Genomic DNA, 21,939 nt, shown 5'->3' with positions numbered 1-21,939 from the left:
GATTTTCGGACAGTGTCGTCCGCTCTTACCCGCGTGACGGCCGTCGATACGGCGCTCTCCTTCCCGAGGACGTAGCACTTCTCCCATCCCGCCGCAATCCCCACGATTCCGGCCGGAGATGTACGTCCGAGAAGGAGGAAAGTCATGGAGTCGCTCATCCGCGGCGGTACCAGATGGAAGCGGTTCGCCGTTGTCATGGTCCCGAGTGTCGCCGCCACCGCGGCGATAGGCGTGGCCCTGGGGCAGGGCGCGCTCGCCGCTTCGTTCAGCGTGTCGGGCCAGCAGTTCAAGGTCGCCGCCCAGGACCTGCAGGGTGAGGGCTTCGTCCAGTACGGAGCCCTCGACATCCAGCACGGCGGCAAGCCGGTCCCGGTCGCGGTGTCCGCGTTCGACTCGGCCACGATCACCGGACTGTGCCAGTCCGTGGTCGTGCCGACGCCGATCGGCGACGTCACGCTGAAGCTCGGTGCCGGCAACAACGGCAAGAAGGTCGAGGCGAAGAACCTCTACATCGACCTCGACCAGCTCGACGCCGATGCGGAGTTCACCGACATCAACATCGGTGTCGCCGCCGGTGACACCCAGCAGGGCCCCGGCATCAAGGCCGGTGACAAGACCGACCCCGGTTCCTTCGCCCAGGAGGCCCGGAAGGCCCACCTCACCGGTGTGCAGCAGACCGCGTGGGCGACCAGCGCGGGCACCTTCAAGCTCAGCGGGCTGAGCATGTCGGTGAAGATGGGTTCCGGCCAGAAGCTCGAGTGCTTCTAGCCTGACCAGAGGGGGTGGGGGGCACGGGATGCCCCTCACCTTCCTCACCCCCGACTCTTTCCAGAAAGCCAGTCCCAGGGAGCTGTTTTCCATGAGCGCCGAGACACACGGACTGAGGGGCCGGTTCGGCTATTGGCGGTTCCGCTTCCGCGTATGGCGCGGGCAGCGGCCGTTCTGGGCGGGCCTGCTGACGCTGCTGGCCGGTCTGCCCATCGCGTACTTCCCGTACGCCCATCTCTCACTCGGCGCGCTGAGCCTGACCATGGCCACCACGGCCGGGTCCGGTTCGCTGATCATCGGCGTGCTGCTGGTCGTACTCGGCCTCACCATGTGGTTCCAGTCAGCGGTACGGGTCTTCTCGGGCGTCGCCTCGATCCTGCTGGCGCTGGTGTCGCTGGTGGTCTCCAACTTCGGCGGCTTCGTGGTGGGCTTCCTGCTGGGCCTGATCGGCGGCGCCCTCGCCGTCTCCTGGGCCCCGGGCGCACCGCCCGCCGACGGCGGCGCGGACCCGGCGGAACTGCCCGGCAGCGGCACGGGTGACGACGGTGACGCCGGCTATGTGCCGCCGCCCGGTTCGCCCTACGCGGCGGCCTACGGCGAGTACCCCGCCGACCCGGCCGCCGACCAGGCGGCGACCGCCCCGCAGCGCCCGGTGGACGGCGCCGAGACCGTAGACGCGAACGGGAGGCACAGTGCGGGGTGATGAGGTTCAGCCCGCTTCCGGGGTCGCCGCCGGCAGCGGCACCCGTGAGAGAACGGGGCCGCGGCACGCGGCACCGAGGAAGTCGCTGCTGACCAAGCTGCAGATGCCCGCGGGCAAGGCGATAGCCCTGGCCGCGATGCCGACGGCGGTCCTGATGGGCATGGGACTGACCCCGAGGCTGGCCTCCGCCGACGAACTGCCGAAGAACCCGTTCTCGGGCACGAAGTGCGTCGAGCAGCCCGACGAACCGTCGGAGTCCGCGACGCCGAGCGTCACCCCTTCGAGCGGGGCCACCACGTCCCCGACCGCGACCCCGACCCCGACTCCGTCCGGAAGCTCCTCGTCGGACGACTCCTCCTCCGGTGACGGGGGCGGCAAGGACGACGAGAGCGGCGGCGGTTCGTCCGGTTCCTCCGGTGGCGCGGGGACCACGGCGCCCGACCCGTCCGTCTCTCCGTCGGCGACCAGGCAGAGCGACCCGCTGGACCCGCTGGGCGTCGGCGACGCCCTGGGCGACCTGCTGGGCCTCGACAAGAAGAGCGAGGAGTCCGCGACGGCGAACCCCTCGCCGAGTACGACGCCCGCCCCGGGCGCGACGTCGGCCGCTCCCCGGCCGAGCGCCTCCACGGGCACGGTGGAGAAGAAGACCGAGGACACCACCGCGGCGCTGAAGAAGTCGGTGTCGGAGGCGGTCGAGAAGCTCTCGGAGACGACGGGGAAGGCCACGCAGACCCCGAGCCCCTCGCAGAGCTCACCGGCCGTGTCGGCGGACGGCAAGACCCCGTTCCCGTGCCCGACCCATGACGCGCAGGCCCTGGCGGACGCCGCCTACCAGGAGACGCAGTCGCTGCTGCCGGACGACCCGTGGATCCTGCGCAGCAGTCTGCTGACCCTGACCGGGCTCGACTACAAGGGCATCGTCGAGGTCAAGACCTGGAGCGGAAAGGTCAAGAAGGTCCTGAAGTTCACCGCCACCGGCGTGGACATCAAGGACCTGCGGCAGGAGGTCGTGGGGCCGAACGGCACCGTCGGGCACGTGGACGCCCGCAAGGGCAGCACGTCGACGATCCGCAACGGCACGGTGACGATGTACACCGAGTCGCTGAAGGGCAACCTCTTCGGGCTCATCCCGATCGAGTTCACCCCGGACACCCCGCCTCCGATCAACGTGCCGGCCGCCTTCTTCACCAACGTGACGGTCCAGCAGGCCGGTCAGTTCGGCGGCACGCTGAAGGTCCCCGGCATGCACGTGTACAACACCGCGGACTGAGCGGAACCGGCCCGCCCACGCAGGACCCCTCCGGGAGCCGCGCACGAGGAAACGGCGGAGGGCGCCGTCCCCGCAAGGGGAGGTGCCCTCCGCCGTTCCCGTGTTCCGGGCGGCCCGGCGGCCGGTCAGACCGCGCGGTGGCCGAGGTGGTGGACCCGCACCAGGTTGGTGGTGCCGGGGACACCGGGCGGGGAACCGGCCGTGATGATCACGGCGTCGCCCTCGGTGTAGTCGCTGAGCTTCAGCATCTCCTGGTTGACGATCTCCACCATCTCGTCGGTGGTGTTCACGTGCGGGACGACGGTGGTCTGCACGCCCCAGGTGAGTGCCAGCATGTTGCGGGTCGACTCGTCGGTCGTGTACGCCACCACGGACTGCGGCACGCGGTAGCGGGCCAGCCGGCGGGCGGTGTCGCCGGACTTGGTGAAGGCGACCAGGGTCTTGGCGTCCAGGTAGTCCGCGAGTTCGGCGGCGGCGCGGGCGACGGCGCCGCCCTGGGTGCGCGGCTTGCGGCCCTTGAGCGGCCACAGGCCCTGCTTGAGCAGTTCGACCTCGGCCGCCTCGATGATCCGCGACATCGTCTTCACGGTCTCGATCGGGTACTTGCCGACGCTGGACTCGGCGGACAGCATGACCGCGTCCGTGCCGTCCAGGATCGCGTTGGCGACGTCGGAGGCCTCGGCGCGGGTCGGACGGGAGTTGGTGATCATCGACTCCATCATCTGGGTCGCGACGATCACCGGCTTGGCGTTGCGGCGGCAGAGCTCGATCAGCCGCTTCTGCACCATCGGGACCTTCTCCAGCGGGTACTCCACCGCCAGGTCGCCGCGGGCCACCATGACGCCGTCGAAGGCCGCGACGACGTCCTCCATGTTGTCGACCGCCTGCGGCTTCTCGACCTTGGCGATGACCGGCACGCGGCGGCCGACCTCGTCCATGACGCGGTGGACGTCACGGACGTCCTTCGCGTCGCGCACGAAGGACAGCGCCACCATGTCGACGCCCATGCGCAGCGCGAAGCGCAGGTCCTCGATGTCCTTCTCGGACAGGGCGGGGACGTTGACCGCGGCGCCGGGCAGGTTGATGCCCTTGTGGTCGGAGATGACACCGCCCTCGACGACCAGGCAGCGGACCCGCTGGCCCTCGACCTCGATCACGCGCAGCGCGACGTTGCCGTCGTTGATCAGGACGGGGTCGCCGGCGCGGACGTCGGCGGGCAGGCCCTTGTAGGTGGTGCCGCAGATGGTCTTGTCACCGGGGACGTCCTCGGTGGTGATGACGAACTCGTCACCGGCGACCAGCTCCACGGGACCGTCCGCGAAGGTCTCCAGGCGGATCTTGGGCCCCTGGAGGTCGGCCAGCACGCCGATGGCACGTCCGGTCTCGACGGAGACCTTGCGCACCCGCTGGTAGCGCTCCTCGTGCTCGGCGTGGCTGCCGTGGCTGAAGTTGAAGCGGGCCACGTTCATTCCGGCCTCGGCCAGCGTCTTCAGCTGGTCGTAGGAGTCGACGGCGGGACCCAGGGTGCAGACGATTTTCGCTCGGCGCATGACGACGATCCTATCGGGTTTGTTCCGCTCCGGAATTTTCCCGTGCGGGGGAGGCATGGACGGTGCGGACGGCGGCCATAGAGTAGAGCCTGCGGTGGCCTCGACGAGTCACCGGCCGGTCACCAGCGAGTACGTCTGCTGTGCGATCTCCAGCTCCTCGTCGGTGGGGACGACCGCGACCACCACCCGGCTGCTCCCGGCCGACACCACACGGGCGGCGCTGCCGCGCACCGCGTTGCGCACCGGGTCCAGTTCGACGCCCAGAGCCTCCAGGCCGCCCATGGCCGCGGCCCGGACCGCCGCGGAGTTCTCGCCGACGCCCGCCGTGAAGGCGATCGCGTCGACCCGTCCCAGCACGGCGGTGTAGGCGCCGACGTACTTGCGCAGCCGGTGGACGTAGACGTCGAAGGCGAGCTGCGCGGCCGCGTCGCCCTCGGCCATCCGGCGGGCGATCTCCCGCATGTCGTTGTCGCCGCACAGGCCGAGCAGGCCGGAGCGCTTGTTGAGCAGGGTGTCGATCTCCGACACCTGCATTCCGCCGACGCGGGCCAGGTGGAAGACCACGGCCGGGTCCAGGTCCCCCGAACGGGTGCCCATCACCAGGCCCTCCAGGGGGGTGAGCCCCATCGAGGTCTCCACGCACTCCCCACCGCGCACGGCGGAGGCGGAGGCGCCGTTGCCCAGGTGCAGGACGATGACGTTGACCTCGGCCGGGTCCCTGCCGAGCAGCCGCGCGGTGGCGCGGGAGACGTACGCGTGCGAGGTCCCGTGGAAGCCGTAGCGGCGCACCTGGTGGGCGTCGGCGGTCTCCCGGTCGATCGCGTAGCGGTAGGCGTGCTCGGGGACGGTGGAGTGGAAGGCGGTGTCGAAGACGGCGACCTGCGGCAGGTCCGGGCGCAGGTCGCGGGCGACCCGGATGCCGGTGACGTTCGCCGGGTTGTGGAGCGGCGCCAGCGGCGCGAGTTCCTCGACGGCGGCGAGCACGTCGTCGTCGATCAGCGTCGGCGCGGTGAAGCGCGTGCCGCCGTGCACGACCCGGTGGCCCACCGCGGCCAGTTCGGGGGAGTCCAGGCCGAGGCCGCGGGCGGCGAGCTCGTCCGCGACGGTCTTCAGCGCCTCGGCGTGGTCCGCGGCCCCGCCCGGTTCGCCGATCCGCTCGACGATCCCGGCCGCCGGCCGGCTGCCGTCGGCCATGTCCAGCAGCTGGTACTTCACCGACGAGGAGCCGGAGTTGAGCACGAGTACGCGGGTGGCGGTCACGGTGCCTTCCCTGTTGTGGCCGGTCACCGGTCGCCCTGGGCCTGGATGGCCGTGATGGCGACGGTGTTGACGATGTCCTGGACGAGCGCGCCGCGCGACAGGTCGTTGACGGGCTTGCGCAGGCCCTGCAGCACCGGGCCGACCGCCACCGCGCCCGCCGAACGCTGCACCGCCTTGTAGGTGTTGTTGCCCGTGTTGAGGTCCGGGAAGATCAGCACGGTGGCGTTCCCGGCCACCTTCGAGTCCGGCAGCTTGGTGGCCGCGACCTTCGCGTCGACCGCCGCGTCGTACTGGATCGGGCCCTCCACCAGCAGCTCCGGGCGCCGCTGCCGGACCAGTTCGGTGGCCCGGCGCACCTTGTCCACGTCGGCGCCCGAGCCGGAGGTGCCGGTGGAGTACGACAGCATCGCCACCCGCGGCTCGACCCCGAACTGGGCGGCGGTCTCGGCGGACTGGATCGCGATGTCGGCCAGCTGCTCGGCGTCCGGGTCCGGATTGACGGCGCAGTCGCCGTACACCAGCACCCGGTCGGCCAGGCACATGAAGAAGACGGAGCTGACGATGGACGCGCCCGGGGCGGTCTTGATGATCTCGAAGGCCGGGCGGATCGTCGCCGCCGTGGAGTGGACGGCGCCGGAGACCATGCCGTCGGCGAGGCCCTGCTCCACCATGAGCGTCCCGAAGTAGGAGACATCGGCGACGACGTCGTACGCCAGCTCGTAGCTGACGCCCCGGTGGGCGCGGAGCCTGGCGTAGAGCTCGGCGAAGTTCTCGCGCAGCGGCGAGGTCTGGGGGTCGGTCAAGGTGCAGCCGGGCACGTCGACGTTGACGCCGAGCTCGCCGGCCCGCTTGCGGATCGCGTCCTCGTCGCCGAGCAGGACGATGTCGCACACGTCCCGGCGCAGCAGGACCTCGGCCGCGTGCAGGATGCGCTCCTCGGTCCCCTCGGGGAGGACCACCCGGCGGCGGCCGGAACGGGCCCGCTCGATCAGCTCGTGCTCGAACATCATCGGGGTGACGCGCTCGCCGCGGACCACCGACAGCCGCTCGGTCAGCTCGGGACCGTCCACGTGCTTCTCGAAGAGCCCCAGCGCCGTCTCCGCCTTGCGCGGGGTGGCCGCGCCCAGGCGCGCCTCCAGGGCGAAGAGCTCGGCGGCGGTCGGGAAGCTGCCGGAGGGCACCGACATCACCGGGGTGCCGGGGGCCAGCCGGGCCGCCAGGGCCATGATCTCCGGGCCGGGCACCTCGTCCAGGGTGAGCAGGATGCCGGCGATGGGCGGGGAGCCGGCGGAGTGCGCGGCCAGCGAGCCGATGATCAGGTCCGCCCGGTCGCCCGGGGTGATCACCATGCAGCCGGGGGTCAGCGCGCGGATGAACCTCGGCAGCATCGCGCCGCCGAAGACGAAGCCCATCACGTCCCGGGACAGTCCGCCGTGGTCCCCGAGGAGCACCTCGGCGTGGAGCGTCTCGACGACCTGGGCGACCGTGGGGGCCGACAGTGCGGGCTCGTCGGGCAGCACGTACGAGGGCACCGGGAGCCGGCGGCGCAGCCGCGTCGCGGTCTCCTCCAGCACCTGCGGGGGCACCCGGTTGGCGATCATGGCGATGATGTCGCAGCCCAGCCCGCTGTACGCCTGGTGCGCATTGCGGACCTCGTCGACCACCGAGTCGGCGGTCTGGTCGCGGCCGCCGACCACCGGGATCACCGAGGCGCCGAACTCGTTCGCCAGCCGTGCGTTGACGCCCAGCTCGCCGGGGAGGTTGGTCTCGTGGAAGTCCGAGCCGAGGACGAGCACGGTGGGGAACTCCGCGGCCACCAGGTGGTAGCGGTCCACGAGGCGGGCGATGAGCGCGTCCCGGCCCTGCTCGGCCTGGAGCGCGGCGGCCTCCTCGTAGCTCAGGCCGTAGGCGGTCGCCGGGTCCTGGGTGAGCCGGTAGCGGCTGCGCAGCAGCTCGAACATCCGGTCGGGCGTGTCGTGGACGAGCGGCCGGAACACCCCGACGCGGTCTACCTGCCGGGTCAGCAGCTCCATCACGCCCAGCTCGACGACCTGGCGGCCGTCCCCCCTGCCGATACCGGTTACGTACACGCTGCGCGTCACGCGCTCTCTCCGTTCCTGCCCGGGCGTGATCCACCCAGTCGGGTGGCGGATATCTGTTGACATTACCGTTCGGTGTGCGTATGACGCGCGGCGGGTGCGGTGCGGACCTACGATGCGAAAAGGCGACCGTACACGCGACCGGAGGGAGCGTGGAGCGCCATGCGCATCGGAGTCCTCACCGCCGGCGGCGACTGCCCCGGGCTCAACGCCGTCATCCGCTCGGTGACCCACCGCGCGCTGACCTACCACGGCGACGAGGTCATCGGCTTCGAGGACGGCTTCAAGGGCCTGCTGGAGGGCCGCTACCGTCCGCTCGACCTCAATTCCGTCAGCGGCATCCTCGCCCGGGGCGGCACCATCCTGGGCTCCTCCCGGCTGGAACGCGCGCGCCTCCACGAAGCCGCCGACAACTGGCGCACCATCTGCTCCGGCTACGGCCTGGACGTCCTCATCCCCATCGGCGGCGAGGGTACGCTCACCGCGGCCCGGCTGCTCGCCGAGGCCGGCATGCCGGTGGTCGGCGTCCCCAAGACCATCGACAACGACATCTCCGCCACCGACCGCACCTTCGGCTTCGACACCGCCGTCACCGTCGCCACCGAGGCCATCGACCGCCTCAAGACCACCGCCGAGTCCCACCAGCGCGTCATGGTCGTCGAGGTCATGGGCCGGCACGCCGGATGGATCGCCCTGGAGTCCGGCATGGCCGGCGGCGCCCACGGCATCTGCCTGCCGGAACGGCCCTTCGACCCCGCCGACCTCGTCGCGATGGTCGAGGAGCGCTTCGCCCGCGGCAAGAAGTTCGCCGTCATCTGCGTCGCCGAGGGCGCCCACCCCGCCGAGGGCACCATGCCGTACGCCCACGGCGAGATCGACGCCTACGGCCACGAGCGCTTCGCCGGCATCGGCGCCCGGCTCGCCGCGGAACTCGAGCAGCGCATGGGCAAGGAGGCGCGCCCCGTCATCCTCGGCCACGTCCAGCGCGGCGGCGTCCCCACCGCGTACGACCGGGTGCTGGCCACCCGCTTCGGCTGGCACGCCGTGGAGGCCGCGCACAAGGGAGCCTTCGGCTGCATGACGGCGCTGCGCGGCACCGCGGTGGACCTGGTGCCGCTCGCCGACGCGGTGATGGTGCTCAAGCGGGTGCCCGAGGACCGCATGCAGGAGGCGGAGTCGGTCTTCTGACGGCTGGTCATCCGTGTCCGGCGCGGCGGCTCACGGACGGCGCTGCGGGGCCCAGCGGTAGGTGAGTTCGGGCCTGCCGACCTGGCCGTACTGCGGGGCGCGGGCCGCGCGGCCGGTCTCCACCAGGTGCTCCAGGTAGCGGCGGGCGGTGATCCGGGAGACGCCGACGGCCTGGGCCGCCGCGTTCGCCGACAGGCCCTCCGCCGCCTCCCGCAGCGCCGTGGTCACCGCCTCCAGGGTGGGGCCGCTGAGGCCCTTGGGGAGTACGGAGCCCTCCGGGCTGCGCAGCGCCGCCAGCGCGCGGTCCACCTCGTCCTGCCCCGAGGCCTCGCCGCCGGCGAGCTCGTCGCGGTAGCGCGCCCAGCGCTCCAGCCGGTCGCGCAGGGTGGGGAAGGTGAAGGGCTTCAGCAGGTACTGCACCACCCCGACCGAGACGGCCTGCCGCACCACGCCGAGATCGCGGGCCGAGGTCACCGCCACCACGTCGGCGGTGTGCCCGGCCGCCCGCAGTGTGCGCACCACCTGCAGCCCGTGACCGTCGGGCAGGTTGAGGTCGAGCAGGATCAGGTCCACCTGGTGGCGTTCGAGGGCGCGCAGCGCCGCGCCACCGGAGTGGGCCACCGCGGCCACCGTGAACCCCGGCAGCCGGTCCACGTACAGCCGGTGGGCGTCCGCCGCCACCGGGTCGTCCTCGACGACCAGCACCTTGATCATGTCCGCACCTCCCCGCGCAGCGGCAACCGTACGGTGAAGGATGCGCCGCCGCCCACCGCCCGGTCCAGGTCCACGGTGCCGCCCGCGCGACGGGCGGTCTGCTCGACGAGCGCGAGCCCGAGGCCGTGCCCGTGGCTCTTGGTCGTCCAGCCGCGCAGGAAGACCTCGCGCACCACCGCCGGGTCCACCCCGCGCCCGCTGTCGGTGACCCGCAGCAGCAACTCGCCGTCGTCGGTGCGGGCGGTGACCTCGACGTGCGGGCGCGCCGTCGTCTGCGCGGCGCCCTCGATGGCGGCGTCCAGGGCGTTGTCGACCAGGTTGCCCAGGAGGGTGACGAGGTCCCGGGAGGTGAGCGAGGCGGGCAGCACCCCGTCGTCGATGCGGCTGTCCTCGGTGACCGTCAGCTCCACGCCGCGCTCGTTCGCCTCGGCCGCCTTGCCCAGCAGCAGCGCGGCCAGTACCGGCTCCGCCACCGCCGCCACCACGCGGTCGGTCAGCGCCTGGGCCAGCTGCAGTTCGGCGGTGGCGAACTCCACCGCTTCCTGGGTACGGCCCAGTTCGACGAGCGAGACGACCGCGTGCAGCCGGTTGGAGGCCTCGTGCGCCTGCGAACGCAGCGCCTCGGCGAACCCGCGCACGGAGTCCAGTTCGCCGGTGAGGGACTGCAGGTCGGTGTGGTCGCGCAGGGTCACCACCGTGCCGCGGCGCTCCCCGCCGCGCACCGGCGAGGTGTTGACCACCACCACCCGCTCCGCGGTCAGGTGCACCTCGTCCACCCGCGGCTCGGCCGCCAGCAGCGCGCCGGTCAGCGAGGCGGGCAGCCCGAGGTCGGCGACGTACGAGCCCACCACGTCCCCGGGCAGGCCCAGCAGTTCGCGGGCGGCGTCGTTGCACAGCGCGACCCTGCGGTCGGCGTCCAGCAGGATCAGGCCCTCGCGCACCGCGTGCAGGGTCGCCTGGTGGTAGTCGTACATGCGGCTCAGCTCGTCCGCGGCCATGCCGTGTGTGTGGCGGCGCAGCCGGGCGTTGGCGAGGTAGGTGCCCAGGCCCCCGACCGCCAGGGCCGCCGCGGCGATGCCGATGAGCGCCGCCAGTTGGTCCCGCACCTGGTCGGTGATGGCCTCGAGCGTGATGCCGACGCTGACCAGGCCGACGATCCGGCCGTCGTCGCGGACGGGGGTGACCACGCGCACGGACGCGCCCAGCGTGCCGGTGTACGTCTCAGTGAAGGTGCCGCCGCGCTGGGCGCCCTCTATGTGCCCGAGGAAGGGGAGGCCTATCTGCCGGGTGTCGGGGTGCGTCCAGCGGATGCCGTCCGGGCTCATGATCGTTATGAAGGAGACGCCGGTGTCCCGCCGGACCTGCTCCGCGTACGGCTGGAGCGCGGCGGTGGGGTCCTCGCCGCGGATCGCCGCCGCGACCGAGGGGGCGTCGGCCACCGCCCGCGCGGCGGCCGTGACCCGGTCCTCCGCGGCGTCCTCCGCGCGCTCGGCGGCGTTGACGTAGACGAGCACCGCGATGCCCGCGACCACCATGGCCACGATGACCACCTGCATCGCGAACAACTGGCCCGCCAGGCTGCGCGCACGGCGGCGCGGCCGGGGGCGGCGGGAGCGGGTCGGGAGCGGCATGCCCACCAGTGTGCACAGGTCCCGCGAACACAATGAACGCAAACGTGACCTGGCTCACTGCACGGGCGCATAGTCACCGGGACCTATCCAATCGCGGGCGTCCCGGGACGGCGTCCGGGTGGACCGAGGAGACGAAGGTGTCAGTGCCGGTACAGAGCCGTACCCAAGGTCGCAGGGACCGCACCCATTTCCTGTACATCGCGGTGCTCGTCGCCGCGGTCGCCGGCGCCGTGCTCGGCATGGTCGCGCCCGACGCGGCCGTCGAGCTGAAACCCATAGGCACCGGGTTCGTGAACCTGATCAAGATGATGATCTCGCCGATCATCTTCTGCACGATCGTGCTCGGCGTGGGCTCGGTCCGCCAGGCCGCCAAGGTCGGCCGGGTCGGCGGCCTCGCCCTCGGCTACTTCGTGGTGATGTCGTTCGTCGCCCTCGCCATCGGCCTGGTGGTCGGCAACATCCTCCAGCCCGGCGAGGGGCTGCAGCTGACCGACGCGCTCAAGGACGTGGGCCAGGCGCAGGCCAAGGACGCACCGGCCGAGACCCTGCCGGACTTCCTGCTGGGCATCATCCCGGTCACTCTGGTCTCCGCCTTCACCGAGGGCCAGGTGCTGCAGACCCTCCTGGTCGCGCTGCTGGTCGGTTTCGGCCTGCAGGCCATGGGGTCGGCGGGCGAGCCGATCCTGCGCGGTGTCGGCCACATCCAGAAGCTGGTCTTCCGCGTGCTGTCGATGATCATGTGGGCGGCCCCGATCGGTGCCTTCGGCGCGATCGCGGCGGTCGTCGGCTCGGCGGGCGTGGACGCCCTCAAGGCGCTCGCCACGATCATGTTCGGCTTCTACGTCACGTGCCTGATCTTCGTCGTGGTCGTGCTCGGCCTGATGCTCCGCTTCTTCGCCGGGGTCAACCTCTTCCAGCTGCTGAAGTACCTGGGCCGGGAGTTCCTGCTGATCGTCTCCACCTCCTCCTCGGAGTCGGCGCTGCCCCGCCTCATCGCCAAGATGGAGCACCTGGGCGTCAGCCGTCCGGTCGTCGGCATCACCGTGCCGACCGGCTACTCCTTCAACCTCGACGGCACCATGATCTACCTGACCATGGCCTCGCTGTTCATCGCCGACTCGATGGGCCAGCCGCTCTCCCTCGGCCAGCAGATCACCCTGCTGCTGTTCATGATGGTCGCCTCCAAGGGCGCCGCCGGCGTCACCGGCGCGGGTCTGGCGACCCTCGCCGGAGCGCTCCAGTCGCACAAGCCGGCCCTGGTCGACGGCGTCGGCCTGATCGTCGGCATCGACCGCTTCATGAGCGAGGCGCGCGCCGTCACCAACTTCGCGGGCAACGCGGTCGCCACGGTGTTGATCGGCACGTGGACCAAGGAGTTCGACCGTGAGCAGGCCCGGCGGGTGTTCGCCGGCGAGCTGCCCTTCGACGAGACCACGCTCGTCGACGACGGCCACGGCACGGCCCCCGAGCCGGCTGCCGAGGCGGGCACCGGCAAGGAGCCGGTGAAGACGGCCTGAGCGGCCGCCACCCCCAGAGCGGTCCCGCCGGGCGGATCCCCCCTCCGCCCGGCGGGACCCGTCTTTGTGCGGCGTTCACCCGGTCGGCCCATGGTGCGGCGCGAATTTCCGCCAGGGCGGGCCCGGCGCGTGGGAGCCCGGCAATGAGCGGGCGCGTAGGGCTCGTGCGCTGGGCGTGCGGCCGGCTCCACGACACGCCGGACGGCGTGACGAGGGGGTCGGTACCTCGGGGCGCTCGTTCCGCTCCAGAAACTTGGTCTCGAATCGGGAAAGTTCTCAACTCCCGTCCTGCATAAGGGAGATAATCACACGGCCCGGCCATGGGGGGTGGGGAGTACGCGTGCCTGCTGGACTTGACGAAAACGTGCACTTGTCACGGCTCGCTCGTTATGCGTGTGCGTCGCCTTTCTGTGTCCGGGATGAGATATTTGCCGCATTCCGGACAGCTGGTGTGCGCGCGCCAACGCACCCTGAGTGAACGAGGTCCCCGCTATGACTGCCACCCCCACCGTGATGGCCGAAAACGACGTCCTGGCCGGGCGCTCGCAGACGCGGCGGAGGATCCCGCTGGCGGAGCTCGCCTCCCGCGGCAGCTCACTCGCCTCGCCGACCCTCAGCCGCGTGATGCCCGCCGCAGCCTCCGCCGGGAACGTCCCGGTCGCGGCCTTCCAGTCGTTCAGCAGCAAGTAGGCCCGACCGACTCGGGGGTCCGGGCCGCAGCCATGGAGACACCGGCGCCGAACAGGGCGCTGTCGCAGTTCGTACTGAAGTTGCACAGCCGGTGCGATCTGGCGTGCGATCACTGCTACGTGTACGAGCACGCCGACACCAGCTGGAGGGCGCGGGTCCGCGCCACGCCGGACGAGGTGGTCGAACGGGTGGCGGCACGGATCGCCGAGCACGCCGCGGCGCACCGGCTCCCGGCCGTCCAGGTGGTGTTCCACGGGGGAGAACCCCTGCTGGCGGGCCCGGCGCGCATGCGCCGGGCCGCCGCCGCGTTACGCGGGGCGCTCGACGGCGTGTGCGCCCTCGAGCTCGGCATCCAGACCAACGCCGTGCTCCTGGACGAGCGGTTCTGCGACGTCTTCGACGAGTTCGGCATCTCGGTCGGCGTCTCTCTCGACGGCGGCCGGGCCGAGAACGACCGCCACCGGCGGTTCGCCGACGGGCGCGGCAGCCACGACCGCGTGGTGGCGTCGATCGGGCTGCTCCGCGAGCCGCGCTACCGCCATCTCTTCGGCGGGCTGCTCTGCACGATCGACGTCCAGAACGACCCGCTGGCGGTGTACGAGGCCCTGACGGCGCTCGAACCGCCCCGCATCGACTTCCTGCTGCCCCACGCCACCCACGACGTCCCGCCCGCGCGTCCCGGCGGCGCCCGGGCGCCCTACGCGCAGTGGCTGCTGGCAATCCACGGCCGGTGGACGGCCGAAGGACGCCCGGTGCCCGTGCGGGTCTTCGACTCCGTGCGCCGGATGCTGCGCGGCGGTAGCAGCCTCGTCGAGTCGATCGGCACCGATCCGGTCGACCTCGTCGTCATCGAGACCGACGGCAGTTTCGAGCAGGCCGACTCGCTCAAGACCGCCTACGACGGCGCGCCGGCCACCGGGATGGACGTGTTCGCCCACTCCCTGGACGAGGTCGCCGCCCACCCCGGCATCGCGGCACGGCGGCAGGGCAAGGCGGGGCTGTGCGACGAGTGCCGCCGCTGCCCGGTCGTCGACGTCTGCGGCGGGGGACTGTACGCGCACCGCTTCCGCACCGGGACCGGATTCGCGAATCCGTCCGCGTACTGCGGTGACCTGATGGAGTTGATCCTCGGCATCCGCGAGGCCGAGGAGACGGAACGGGAGAACCCGGTGAGCACCGCGTCGGGGCAGCAGCCCCAGTCCCCCCTGACGGAGGACCAGATCGACCAGCTGGCCGCCGGCTACGGCGGCGCCGCGACCGTCGCCGCGCTCGCCGCCGAGCAGTTGGAGATCACCCGCGGCCTGCTCACGGCCGTCTGGGAGCGCGCTCCCCGCGACGGCAGGACCGCCGCGGTCTGGCGGGTGCTCGCCGAGGTCGACGAGGCCGCGCCGGAAGCCCTGGACGAGGTGCTCGCCCACCCCTACGTACGGACGTGGGCCCGGCACTGCCTGGAGACCGGCGGCGACGGCGGGGCGGACGTGGCGGGGCTCGCCGAGTTCGCGGCCGCCGCCGTGGTGCGGGCCGAGGGCCGGTACGGGGCGACCGTAAGGGTGCCCGTGCACGACGGCGCGGTCCGGCTGCCGGGGCTCGGCCGCGTCCTGGTCGGCGCCCCCGACGGCGAGGACGCCGACGTCACCGCCGCCGCCGGCGGTTTCTCGGTGAGCGCCGCGGGCGGCACCGTGCGGATCGACGTGCACGACCCGGGGGACGCGCGGTGGCACCCCGTACGGCGGGTCGGCCCGGCCGGCTGGAGCGTGGCGCTGGAGGACACCGACCGCTACCGCGACGCCCACCAGTGGCCCCCGGTGCCCCGGCAGGACGAGTCCGAGGTGAAGGCCTGGCACGAGGACCTGGTCGCCGCCTGGGACTTCCTCGGCCGTGAACTGCCCCGCTACGCACCGGGCCTGGCAGCCGGGCTCGGTACCGTCACCCCGCTGGTCCCGCCGGGCGACGGCAGCGACGTCAGCGGGGCCGCCCGGCAGGCGTTCGGCGCCGTCGGCATCGCGCGGCCCGCCTCGCCGGAGACCCTGGCCCTGCTGGTCGCCCACGAGTTCCAGCACGTGAAGCTCGGTGCCGTACTGGATTTGATGGACCTGTACGACCCGGAGGACACCCGCCTCTTCCACGCCCCGTGGCGCCCCGATCCGCGTCCGCTGGAAGGGCTGCTGCAGGGGACGTACGCCCATGTCGCCGTCGCCGAGTACTGGCGCGCGCTGGCCCGCCGGGACGTCCCGGGGGCGGCGGCGCCGTTCGCCCGCTGGACCCGTGAGACGGCGGAGGCGGTAGACCGGCTGGCCGGCAGCGGATCGCTCACCCCGCTCGGCAAGCGGTTCGCGGACGGGATGGCCCGCACGGTCGCCCCCTGGCTCTCCGAACTGAACGGGGTCTGAGGTGCACACGCTGGAAAGCCTGACCCGGGACCTGCGCGCGCTGGGCGTCGAGCCGGGGGAGGTGCTGCTCGTCCAGGGCTCACTGAAGGCGCTCGGCCCGGTCGAGGGCGGCGGGCGCACAGTGGTCGCGGCCCTGCGGGCGGCGCTGGGCGACCACGGCACCCTGGTCGCGTACGCGGCGACCCCGGAGAACTCGGTCACCTCCCGCGCGGACCGGCAGCGCACGGAGGGCATGGACGAGGCGGAACTGGCCGCGTACCGCGCGGCGATGCCCGGCTTCGACCCGCTGACCACCCCCGTCTCGCCCAGCGTGGGGCGGCTCGCCGAGGAGGTACGGCTGCTCCCGGGCGCCCTGCGCAGTGCGCACCCGCACACCTCCTTCACCGCCTTCGGCCCGGCCGCGAGCTTCGTCACCGAGGCCCACGCGCTGGAGAGCCACCTGGGCGAGGACTCGCCCACCGCCCGGCTCTACGACCTGCGGGCCCGCGCCCTGCTGATCGGCGTGGACCTGTGGGTCTGCACCGCCTACCACCTGGCCGACTACCGGGCCGTCCCGCCGCCGGACCGCCCGTACCAGGCCGTGGTGCGCACGGAGGACGGCGGCAGGGAGTGGGTGCACTTCGAGGCGCCGGACATCGACGACCTTCACTTCCCGGGGCTGGTCCCGGTGGTGGCGAACGAGTGCGCGGTGCTGGACGGCCCGGTCGGCGACGCGTCCTGCCATCTGGTGCCGATCGCCGACGCCGTGGATGTCATCGCCAAGTGGCTGGTGAACAACGGCCGTTGACCCGATCCGCGCAAAAATGATGGTCATGCGCTATTCCGCCGGAGAATCGGCGGTTCCTACACTGAGATTCCCTCGCGAGGGGTGGAGCGGGGTCGTGTAGGTCGGGCGGGGGAGATGGCGCATGGCATTACCCGTGGGGCAGGGAGACGCCTCGGACAAGCCCTATTTCTTCCTCAGTTATGCGCACACCCCCAGGAACGACCCCTCGGACCCCGACCCCGACCTGTGGGTCGCCAAGCTCTACAACGACCTGTGCGCGCACATCCTGCAGATGACGACGCTGCCCGCCGGAGTGAGGGCGGGCTTCATGGACCGGGGGATGAACGTCGGCGAGGGCTGGCCCGAATCGCTCGCGGAGGCGCTCGCGCACTGCCGGGTGTTCGTCCCGCTCTATTCGCCCCGCTACTTCCGCAGCCAGCAGTGCGGCAAGGAGTGGTACGCCTTCTCGCAGCGCGCCGTCTACCACCGGTCCCTGCACGACCGCCAGATATCCGGCATCGTGCCCGCGCTGTGGGTGCCGGTCGCGGCGAACGACATGCCGGGCCCGGCCGAGGGGCTGCAGTTCAACCACGCGGACTTCGGGGAGGACTACGCCGCCGAGGGCTTCTACGGGCTGATCAAGCTCAGCTACCTCAAGCACGAGTACGAGCGGGCCGTCTACCGCCTCGCCCAGCGCATCGTGCAGGTCGTCGAGGACACCAAGATCGCCAAAGGGCGCCACCTCGACTACCACCACGTCCCCAGCGCCTTCGGGCCCCCCGGCGCCAGCCGGCCGCTGCGCGTGACGGTGCTCGCCTGCTGCGACACCGAGGAACTGCCCGCGGGCCGCAGCCCCAGCTGTTACGGGCCCTCGCCGCGCGACTGGAACCCGTACCGCCCGCAGAGCAGCCGGCCGCTGGCCGACCACGCCGCCGACCTGGCGCGCAACCTCGACTACCGGGTCAGCGTGGGGGTGTTCGAGGAGGAACTGGACCGCCTGCTGGACCCCACCCCCACCGCCCCCGGGCTGTTGCTGCTCGACCGCTGGGCCCTGGCATCGGCCGAACGGCGGGAGATGCTCAGCCGCTTCGGCAGCGAGCACCGGCCCTGGGTCAGCGTCCTGGTGCCGTGGAACCGTGCCGACCCGGAGTCAGGCGGCCACGAGGAGAACCTGCGCCGCCTCGCCGACGACGCCCTCGACCCCAGCCGCGCGGACGGCACGGGCGGGCGCTTCGTCCGCAACAACATCCCGAGCCTCGAGGTCTTCAGCGACGACGTGCCCAGGGCCGTGGGACGCGCGGCCAAGCACTACGCCGCCCACGCCCCGGCCTTCCCGCCCCGGGGCCCGCACAGCTCGCGCCCCAGGCTCCGGGGTCCGTCCGCCGGGGCGTACGGATCCGACCGCTCCTCCCCGCACGGCCTGCACGACGACCGCGGCACCACTGAACCCGACAAGCCGGAGGGCCAGGATGACCGAGAGCCGTAACGGACGTGTGATCACGTTCTACTCGTACAAGGGCGGCACCGGACGGACCATGGCCCTGGCGAACACCGCCTGGATCCTCGCCGCGAACGGCCACCGGGTGCTGACGGTGGACTGGGACCTCGAGGCCCCGGGCCTCTTCCGCTTCTTCCACCCCTTCCTCGACTCCTCCGCGCTCGCGGCCACCACCGGCATGATCGACCTGATCACCGAGTACCGGGAGGAGGCGCTGCGCGACGTGCCGCGGCCGCCCGACTGGCACCGCCAGTTCGCCCGGGTCCGCCCGCACGCCATATCCCTCAACTGGGCGTTCCCCGACGGCGGCAGCCTGGACTACCTGTCCGCCGGCCGGCAGGACCGCAACTACTCCACCGCGCTCACCGGCATCGACTGGGACGTCTTCTACGACCGCTTCGGCGGCGGCCAGTTCCTGGACGCCATGCGCGCGGACATGCGGCGCCACTACGACTACGTCCTCATCGACAGCCGCACCGGCCTCAGCGACATCGCCGACATCTGCACCGTCCACATGCCCGACGAGCTGGTGGTCTGCTTCACCCTCAGCGACCAGAGCATCTACGGCGCCTCCGCCGTCGCCCGCGACATCGAGGAGCGCTACAACGGCCGCGGCATCCGCATCTTCCCCGTGCCGATGCGCATCGACGACGGCGAGAAGGAGAAGGCGGACGCCGGACGGGCCCTGGCCCGCGCCCGGTTCGAGGGCCTGCCGGCCGGGATGGACGACGACGAACTCGTCTCCTACTGGGGGTCGGTGGAGATCCCGTACCGCCCCTTCTACGCCTACGAGGAGATCCTGGCGACCTTCGGGGACGCCCCGGGCCTGTCCAGTTCGATGCTGTCGGCCTGCGAACGCCTCACCTCCGTGGTCTCCGGCGGCTCGGTGACCTCGCTGCCCCCGATCGCGGAGTCCGAACGGCTGCGCTGGGCGGCGGAGTTCACCCGGCGCAGGCCCGTCCCGCCGTCGGGGCTGGTGCTGGCGTACGTGCCCGAGGACCGCATGTGGGCGGACTGGATCGAGTGGATCCTGACCCGGGCCGGGTTCCGGGTCGTCCCCTGGGACGTGGAGACCCACACCGCCCCCGCGGAACAGCCCGCCGTGGCCGGGGCCTCCTCCCGGACCCTCGTCGTGCTGTCCGCCGCCTACCTGCGGTCCCGGCGGGCCATGCGGGTGTGGGAGTCGAGCTCGGGCACCGACCCCGCGGGCCCGCAGCACCAGCTGATGCCGATCCGGGTCGGCGACGTACGCCCCGGCCCGCCGCTGGCACAGCGCAGCCCGGTCAGCCTGGTGCGGCTCGACCACTCGGCGGCCGCCACCACCCTGCTGCGCGCCCTCGGCCGGGACGAAGCGGACCTCAACCCGACGGCCATGGCGGGCGGCCCCCGCTACCCCGTCGGCGACCCCAAGGTGTCCAACCTGCGGCCCCGCAACACCTTCTTCACCGGCCGCTCCACTGTCCTGGACCGGCTGCGCGACCGCCTGGGCGGCGGCAACCCCTCCGTCCAGCCCTTCCCGCAGACCCTCCACGGCCTCGGCGGCGTCGGCAAGACGCAGGTGGCGCTGGAGTACGCGCACCGCTTCAAGGCCGACTACGACCTGGTGTGGTGGATCGAGGCGGAGCAGGAGGACCGGATCGCGCCCTCCCTCGCCGAGCTCGCCCGCCGCCTGGAGCTGCGCGTCGGCGACAGCGTGTCCGAGGCCGCCGAGGCGGCCCGGGAGGAACTGGCCGCCGGTACCCGCTTCGCGCGCTGGCTGCTGGTCTTCGACAACGTCGAGGACCCCGAGCGGGTACGCCGCTTCTTCCCCGGTGGGCGCGGCCACATCGTGGTCACCGCCCGCAACAAGCCGCCGACGGGACCGACCGAGCCGCTGGAGATCGAGGTCTTCAACCGCTCGGAGAGCGTGGAGCACCTGCGCCGCCGGGTCGGCGGCATGACCCGGGAGGACGCCGGGCAGGTGGCCGAGGCGGTCGGTGACCTGCCGCTGGCCGTCGAGGTGGCCGCCGCGTGGCTCGCCGAGACCGCCACCCCCGTCGACGTCTATGTGCACCAGCTCAAGGAGCAGACGACCAAGGCCCTGTCGGTCACCACCGCCGCCGGCTATCCGCGGGAGGTCGGCGCGACCTGGAGCATCTCGATCAGCCGGCTGCGCAACCAGTCCAAGGCCGCCGTCCGGCTGCTGGAGCTGTGCGCGTTCTTCGCGGCCGAGCCGATCTCGATGACCCTGATCGAGAGCGACTCCATGATCCAGGCGCTGCTGCCCCACGACCCCCAGCTGCGCGACCGCTACATGCTCGGCAAGGTCATCCAGGCGCTGAACCGCTTCGCCCTGGCCAAGGTCGACCCGGCCGACAGCAGCATCCAGGTGCACCGGCTGGTGCAGGCCGCCGTGCGCGCCGAGATGACGGAGGACGACCGGCAGGAGACGATGCACGAGGTGCACCGCATCCTCGCCGAGGCCCGGCCGCCGGAGGACGCCATCAACGACCCGGCGAACTGGCCCGGGTTCGAGCTGATCTGGCCGCACCTCGCCCCGTCGCAGGCCGAGGAGTGCCGGGAGGAGAAGCCGCGCCAGCTGCTGGTCAACCGCGTCCGCTACCTGTGGAAGAGCGGCGAGCTGGAGCAGGCCCGGCTGCTGGCCGAGCAGCTGCTGGGCGTGTGGAAGCAGTCCCTCGGAGAGGACGACCTGCAGACCCTCAACCTGCAGTTCGAGCTCGCCAACGTGCTCCGGTCGCAGGGCAAGTACCCGGAGGCCCGGCAGTACGACGAGGACACCCTGGCCCGGCAGACCTCCCTGCTGCCCCCCGGCCACCCGCACACGCTGATCACCGGCGGCAGCCTCGCCGCGGACCTGCGGGCGCTCGGCCTCTTCCAGGAGGCCAGGGAACGCGACGAGGAGATCTACGCCGGATTCAAGGACATCTTCGGCGAGCAGCACCCCCGCTCGCTCGTCGCGGCAAACAACCTCGCCATCGACTACCGGCTCACCGGGGACTCCGAACTCGCCCGCCGCCTGGACCAGGAGACCGTGGACCGGCGTACCCCGATGCTCGGCGACCGCCACCCGTACACCCTGTCCACCAAGGCCAATCTCGCCCGCGACCTGCGGGAGGTCGGCGACTACACCGGATCCGTCGCGATGCTCGAAGAGGTGATGGACGTCTTCCAGGACGTCCTCAACCCCGACGTGCCCGAGACGCTCCGCAACGCCAAGAGTCTCGCGGTCTCGCTGCGCAAGGCGGGTCGCGCCGCCGAGGCGATGCGGCTCACCCAGGTGACCTACGACCGCTACCTGGAGCGGTACGGACCCGACGTGCCCGACACGCTTGCCTGCGCGCTCAACCTCGCTGCCGACTACTCGGCGGCCGGCGACAAGGAGAAGGCCCGCGACCTGGCCGCCGACGCCCTCGCCTCCTACCGCCGGATGCTCGGCGACGACCACCCGTTCACCCTGGCCTGCCGCAACAACCTCGCCATCTACCTGCGCGGCAGCGGCAACGCCGAGGAGGCCGTGGCGGTCGGCAACGACACCCTGGCCCGGCTGGAGCGGGCCGTCGGACCCCGCCATCCGTACACCCTCAACTGCACGATCAACCTGGCCAACGCCACGGGCGAACTCGGCGACAACGACCGGGCCGTGACCCTCCTGGAGACCGCCCTGCGCGGCCTCACCGAGCGCTACGGACCCGAGCACCCGGACGCCCTGGCCTGCGAGATCAACCTGGCCTACGCCCTGCGGCAGTCCGGTCGGCACGCACGGGCGCAGGCGATCCGCGGCAAGGTGCTCCCGGAGTGCGTACGGCTGCTCGGCGAGGAGCACCCCCTCAGCCGGGCCGCCCGCGAGTGGTACCGGGTCAACCGGGACCTGGAGCCGCAGCCGGTGTGAGCGGCG

15 protein-coding genes are annotated in these 21,939 nt (G+C 72.2%); 10 read left to right on the top strand and 5 right to left on the bottom strand.

Annotation, left to right across the window (positions count from 1 at the left end):
- Nucleotides 1-144: 144 nt before the first annotated feature.
- From OIE69_RS14495 to OIE69_RS14485, 3 genes are all read left to right on the top strand, one after another.
- Entirely contained in the window at nt 145-768 is a 624-nt protein-coding gene (locus OIE69_RS14495) for a DUF6230 family protein (RefSeq protein WP_326572365.1), read from the top strand.
- 91 nt (nt 769-859) lie between these two features.
- On the top strand, nt 860-1,471 hold the full coding sequence (locus tag OIE69_RS14490) for a DUF6114 domain-containing protein (protein WP_326572364.1): 612 nt from the start codon (nt 860-862) through the stop codon (nt 1,469-1,471).
- Entirely contained in the window at nt 1,461-2,741 is a 1,281-nt protein-coding gene (locus tag OIE69_RS14485) for a hydrogenase expression protein HypF (RefSeq protein ID WP_326572363.1), read from the top strand. Before OIE69_RS14490 ends, OIE69_RS14485 begins: the two co-directional genes overlap by 11 nt.
- Before the next feature lie 125 nt (nt 2,742-2,866).
- Here OIE69_RS14485 and pyk read toward each other — a convergent pair whose 3' ends face one another.
- The 3 genes from pyk to pta form a co-directional block, all read right to left on the bottom strand.
- A complete protein-coding gene (gene pyk / locus OIE69_RS14480; protein ID WP_089225087.1) occupies nt 2,867-4,291 on the bottom strand; it encodes a pyruvate kinase in 1,425 nt (474 codons plus the stop codon).
- Between the two features lie 108 nt (nt 4,292-4,399).
- Nucleotides 4,400-5,551: an acetate kinase gene (locus OIE69_RS14475; RefSeq protein WP_326572362.1), complete on the bottom strand. Its 1,152-nt coding sequence runs from the start codon at nt 5,549-5,551 to the stop codon at nt 4,400-4,402.
- A 23-nt stretch (nt 5,552-5,574) separates the two neighbouring features.
- On the bottom strand, nt 5,575-7,653 hold the full coding sequence (gene pta, locus OIE69_RS14470) for a phosphate acetyltransferase (protein WP_326572361.1): 2,079 nt from the start codon (nt 7,651-7,653) through the stop codon (nt 5,575-5,577).
- A gap of 159 nt (nt 7,654-7,812) precedes the next feature.
- Between pta and OIE69_RS14465 the strand changes: the two genes are divergently transcribed.
- The gene (locus tag OIE69_RS14465; RefSeq protein ID WP_089225084.1) at nt 7,813-8,838 is read left to right on the top strand and encodes an ATP-dependent 6-phosphofructokinase; all 1,026 of its coding nucleotides are present in this window, start codon (nt 7,813-7,815) and stop codon (nt 8,836-8,838) included.
- A gap of 30 nt (nt 8,839-8,868) precedes the next feature.
- Here OIE69_RS14465 and OIE69_RS14460 read toward each other — a convergent pair whose 3' ends face one another.
- On the bottom strand, nt 8,869-9,552 hold the full coding sequence (locus tag OIE69_RS14460) for a response regulator (RefSeq protein ID WP_326572360.1): 684 nt from the start codon (nt 9,550-9,552) through the stop codon (nt 8,869-8,871).
- Nucleotides 9,549-11,183: a sensor histidine kinase gene (locus tag OIE69_RS14455; RefSeq protein WP_326572359.1), complete on the bottom strand. Its 1,635-nt coding sequence runs from the start codon at nt 11,181-11,183 to the stop codon at nt 9,549-9,551. The genes OIE69_RS14460 and OIE69_RS14455 overlap by 4 nt, the downstream gene beginning before the upstream one ends.
- Nucleotides 11,184-11,326: 143 nt before the next feature.
- Between OIE69_RS14455 and OIE69_RS14450 the strand changes: the two genes are divergently transcribed.
- The 6 genes from OIE69_RS14450 (at nt 11,327) to fxsT (ending at nt 21,933) form a co-directional block, all read left to right on the top strand.
- On the top strand, nt 11,327-12,700 hold the full coding sequence (locus tag OIE69_RS14450; RefSeq protein ID WP_326581155.1) for a cation:dicarboxylate symporter family transporter: 1,374 nt from the start codon (nt 11,327-11,329) through the stop codon (nt 12,698-12,700).
- Between the two features lie 492 nt (nt 12,701-13,192).
- Nucleotides 13,193-13,390, top strand: coding sequence for a hypothetical protein (locus OIE69_RS14445; RefSeq protein ID WP_089225081.1), 198 nt, complete (start codon nt 13,193-13,195; stop codon nt 13,388-13,390).
- 32 nt (nt 13,391-13,422) lie between these two features.
- Nucleotides 13,423-15,780 carry an FxsB family cyclophane-forming radical SAM/SPASM peptide maturase gene (locus tag OIE69_RS14440; protein ID WP_326572358.1) on the top strand — a complete coding sequence of 786 codons (2,358 nt, stop codon included), beginning with the start codon at nt 13,423-13,425 and terminating at the stop codon, nt 15,778-15,780.
- 1 nt (nt 15,781) lies between these two features.
- Nucleotides 15,782-16,567, top strand: a complete 786-nt coding sequence (locus OIE69_RS14435) for an aminoglycoside N(3)-acetyltransferase (protein WP_326572357.1) — start codon at nt 15,782-15,784, stop codon at nt 16,565-16,567.
- Between the two features lie 121 nt (nt 16,568-16,688).
- On the top strand, nt 16,689-18,032 hold the full coding sequence (locus OIE69_RS14430; protein ID WP_326572356.1) for a TIR-like protein FxsC: 1,344 nt from the start codon (nt 16,689-16,691) through the stop codon (nt 18,030-18,032).
- The gene (gene fxsT / locus OIE69_RS14425; RefSeq protein WP_326572355.1) at nt 18,016-21,933 is read left to right on the top strand and encodes an FxSxx-COOH system tetratricopeptide repeat protein; all 3,918 of its coding nucleotides are present in this window, start codon (nt 18,016-18,018) and stop codon (nt 21,931-21,933) included. The genes OIE69_RS14430 and fxsT overlap by 17 nt, the downstream gene beginning before the upstream one ends.
- The last annotated feature ends 6 nt before the right edge of the window (nt 21,934-21,939 follow it).

The organism is Actinacidiphila glaucinigra (assembly GCF_035918135.1).
Lineage (GTDB): Bacteria > Actinomycetota > Actinomycetes > Streptomycetales > Streptomycetaceae > Actinacidiphila > Actinacidiphila glaucinigra.
Note: the sequence above shows the minus strand (reverse complement) of the source record. Positions and strands in the feature narration are given on the sequence as shown.

Excerpts from the sequence above, each read along its gene's own strand:
- OIE69_RS14495 (WP_326572365.1), top strand. The coding sequence starts at position 145 with ATGGAGTCGCTCATCCGCGGCGGTACCAGATGGAAGCGGTTCGCCGTT.
- OIE69_RS14490 (WP_326572364.1), top strand. The coding sequence starts at position 860 with ATGAGCGCCGAGACACACGGACTGAGGGGCCGGTTCGGCTATTGGCGG.
- pyk (WP_089225087.1), bottom strand. The coding sequence starts at position 4,291 with ATGCGCCGAGCGAAAATCGTCTGCACCCTGGGTCCCGCCGTCGACTCC.
- OIE69_RS14465 (WP_089225084.1), top strand. The coding sequence starts at position 7,813 with ATGCGCATCGGAGTCCTCACCGCCGGCGGCGACTGCCCCGGGCTCAAC.
- OIE69_RS14460 (WP_326572360.1), bottom strand. The coding sequence starts at position 9,552 with ATGATCAAGGTGCTGGTCGTCGAGGACGACCCGGTGGCGGCGGACGCC.
- OIE69_RS14455 (WP_326572359.1), bottom strand. The coding sequence starts at position 11,183 with ATGCCGCTCCCGACCCGCTCCCGCCGCCCCCGGCCGCGCCGCCGTGCG.
- OIE69_RS14445 (WP_089225081.1), top strand. The coding sequence starts at position 13,193 with ATGACTGCCACCCCCACCGTGATGGCCGAAAACGACGTCCTGGCCGGG.
- OIE69_RS14440 (WP_326572358.1), top strand. The coding sequence starts at position 13,423 with ATGGAGACACCGGCGCCGAACAGGGCGCTGTCGCAGTTCGTACTGAAG.
- OIE69_RS14430 (WP_326572356.1), top strand. The coding sequence starts at position 16,689 with ATGGCATTACCCGTGGGGCAGGGAGACGCCTCGGACAAGCCCTATTTC.
- fxsT (WP_326572355.1), top strand. The coding sequence starts at position 18,016 with ATGACCGAGAGCCGTAACGGACGTGTGATCACGTTCTACTCGTACAAG.